Annotated in this window: 4 protein-coding genes; all 4 read left to right on the forward strand. The window is 68.4% G+C overall.

Annotated elements, in window-relative coordinates:
* Window positions 1-315: M24 family metallopeptidase C-terminal domain-containing protein (locus AC3XYG_RS34275; protein ID WP_489144370.1), on the forward strand; the 315-nt coding region annotated here is incomplete at its 5' end.
* A 17-nt stretch (window positions 316-332) separates the two neighbouring features.
* The gene (locus AC3XYG_RS34280) at window positions 333-1,172 is read left to right on the forward strand and encodes a phytanoyl-CoA dioxygenase family protein (protein ID WP_489144371.1); all 840 of its coding nucleotides are present in this window, start codon (window positions 333-335) and stop codon (window positions 1,170-1,172) included.
* Between the two features lie 242 nt (window positions 1,173-1,414).
* Window positions 1,415-1,828 (forward strand): hypothetical protein, encoded by a 414-nt coding sequence (locus AC3XYG_RS34285; protein WP_489144372.1) that lies wholly within the window; start codon window positions 1,415-1,417, stop codon window positions 1,826-1,828.
* 112 nt (window positions 1,829-1,940) lie between these two features.
* A complete protein-coding gene (locus AC3XYG_RS34290) occupies window positions 1,941-2,582 on the forward strand; it encodes a DUF924 family protein (RefSeq protein ID WP_489144373.1) in 642 nt (213 codons plus the stop codon).
* Window positions 2,583-2,652: the final 70 nt, after the last annotated feature.

A 2,652-nucleotide genomic window follows, 5' to 3' on the forward strand; every position in this document is an offset into this window, starting at 1 on the left:
ATCGCGCTGGAGCCCGGCATGATCCTGTCGAACGAGCCCGGCTACTACGCCGCCGGCCGCTACGGCATCCGCACCGAGACGCTGGTGGTGGTGCAGCCCTGCGCGGCGCTGAGCGACGACAGCAGGATTTTCTACGAGTTCGAGACCATCACCTTCGCGCCGATCGACCTGGCCCTGGTCGACGCGGCGCTGCTGACCCCGGATGAGCGCGCCTGGCTGGACGCCTACCATGCCCAGGTGCGTGAGATCGTCGGCCCGCAGCTGGAGGGCGAAGACCGCGCCTGGCTGGAACAGGCGACCCGGCCGGTGGCGTGAGCGAGGAGGACAGGCGGATGCTGAGCGAGACCCAGAAGGCACAATTCGTGCGCGACGGCTATCTGGTGCTGGAGGATTTCAAGCCGATCGACGAGATCCGCGCCGCCCGCGCCCGGGCCGAGGCGATCGTCGAGGATTTCGATCCCGGCGACACCGTCTCGATCTTCACCACCAACGACCAGGTGCGGAAGTCGGACGAATACTTCCTGACCTCGGGCGACAAGGTGCGCTGCTTCTTCGAAGAGGAGGCGTTCGGCACCGATGGCCGGCTGAAGCAGGCCAAGGCGCTGTCGATCAACAAGATCGGCCATGCGCTGCACGACCTGGACCCGGTGTTCGACCGCTTCTCGCGCGACCCGAAGCTGGCGGCGCTGGCCACCGACCTGGGGCTGGCGGCGCCGGAGATCTGGCAGTCGATGTACATCTTCAAGCAGCCCGGCATCGGCGGCGAGGTGCGCTGGCACCAGGACGCCACCTTCTTCGAGACCACGCCGCTGAGCGTCACCACCTTCTGGTTCGCGCTGGAAGATGCCGACCGCTCCAATGGCTGCTTGTGGGTCGAACCCGGCGGGCATCGCGGCCCGTTGCGCGAGCGCTTCGTGCTGGAGGACGGCGCCACCCGGATGGAAACGCTGGACGCCATGCCCTGGCCAACCGACGCGACCGCCGTGCCGGTCGAGGTCAAGACCGGCGCCCTGGTGTGCTTCCACGGCAAGCTGCCGCATTACAGCGCGCCGAACCGGTCCCCCGCCTCACGCCATGCCTACACGCTGCATGTCACCGACGGCCGCACCGCCTATTCGCCCGGAAACTGGCTGCGCCGCGGCCCGGACCTGCCGGTGCGCGGCTTCGCCTGACGCCGGCTCACAACCCGGCGACCGCTATTTTTCTGTCATTGCCGGGCTTGACCCGGCAATCCAGAAGATTTCGACAGTCTCTGGATGCCCGGATCAAGTCCGGGCATGACAGGGAAATACTTTCCGTTTCCTCGAATGACCCAAGGCCCGACTTGCCGCGAATGCTTGCATCTGCCGACCGGTTGATCCCATCCTTTCGGCAAGCGGTTCCGAATGGAACCCGCTTCATGCCGGGAGGACCCATGGTCAAGGTTCAGTTGACCGGGACGGACGACCAGGGCAGCGCCGTCGCGATCCCGAGGGACGACATCGTCTTCATCCGCGCATCCTACCGGTCGGGCGAAATCCCCGACCGGACCAAGATCGACTTCGGCACCGCCGCCACCGAGCAGGAAGCCTATCTGGTCGAGCCCCTGGCCGCGGTGGTGAAGCAGCTCGGTGCCGGCATCGCCAAGCTGACCACGCCCTGCGGCACGGTGGTGCATGTCGCCGCGGGGCGGGTCGAAACCGTGCGCGCGGCACAGAGCTGGCATCACCCCAAGGCCCGGACAATCCTGCTGGCCCGAGGCCGCGAGATCCAGGTGCGGGAAGAACGCGACCTGGCCCTGCGCCGGATCAACGCCGCCCGGCCGGAGCGCGCCAAGCCGGTGGTCTGAAGCGAAGGCCGCTTACAGATCGACGCACCGCGACGCTGGGTCCGGGCCTGGGCGCCCGCGGTGCATGCCACGGTGTTCCCTCCTTCGCACATCCCAGCTGCCGGAGAATGCCATGGCCGACCCCTGCGACTGGCCCGAGGTTCACAGCTTCTGGTTTCCCGCCGATCTGGCCGATGCCGACCACGAGCGCCTCGCGAAGCAGCTGCAATGGTGGATGGCCGGTGGCGCGACGGCGGAACTGCCCCGCTTTCTCCCGACCGTGGAGGCCGCCCGGGCCGGGCAACTCGAGCATTGGTGCGCGACGCCGGCTGGGCGGCTGGCCCTGATCGTCGTGCTCGACCAGTTCACCCGCGGCCTCTTCAGCGGAACGCCTGCCGCCTACGAGTCCGATCCGGATGCGCTTCGCCTCGCAGAAGAGGGCTTTCGCAGAGGGGACTACGACGCCCTCTCATCCCCTTGGGAGAAGGGCTTCTTCCTGATGCCGCTGACCCACACCGAAGGACCGGGGCATCGCGAGCGACTGGAGCGGGTGGTGACGGAGTCCGCAAAGCGGCTGGCCGAAGCGCCGGACCATCTGCGGCGGATCTTCGAGTTCGCCCTTGGCCAAGCCAGAGGCCATAGCGACGTCATCGCCCGCTTCGGGCGCTTCCCCCATCGCAACGCCATGCTGGGGCGGCCGTCCACCGCCGAGGAGGCGGCCTATGTCGCGGCCGGCGTGTTCGTCCACCAGCGCCGCCCGGCGGCGACGTCATGACCCTGCGACGGGACCCGACCGCGAACCGGCCGGGTCGCCGCCGCTAGAGGTCGACGCGCCGGATCCGGGC

It is taken from the genome of Inquilinus sp. (assembly GCF_057815775.1).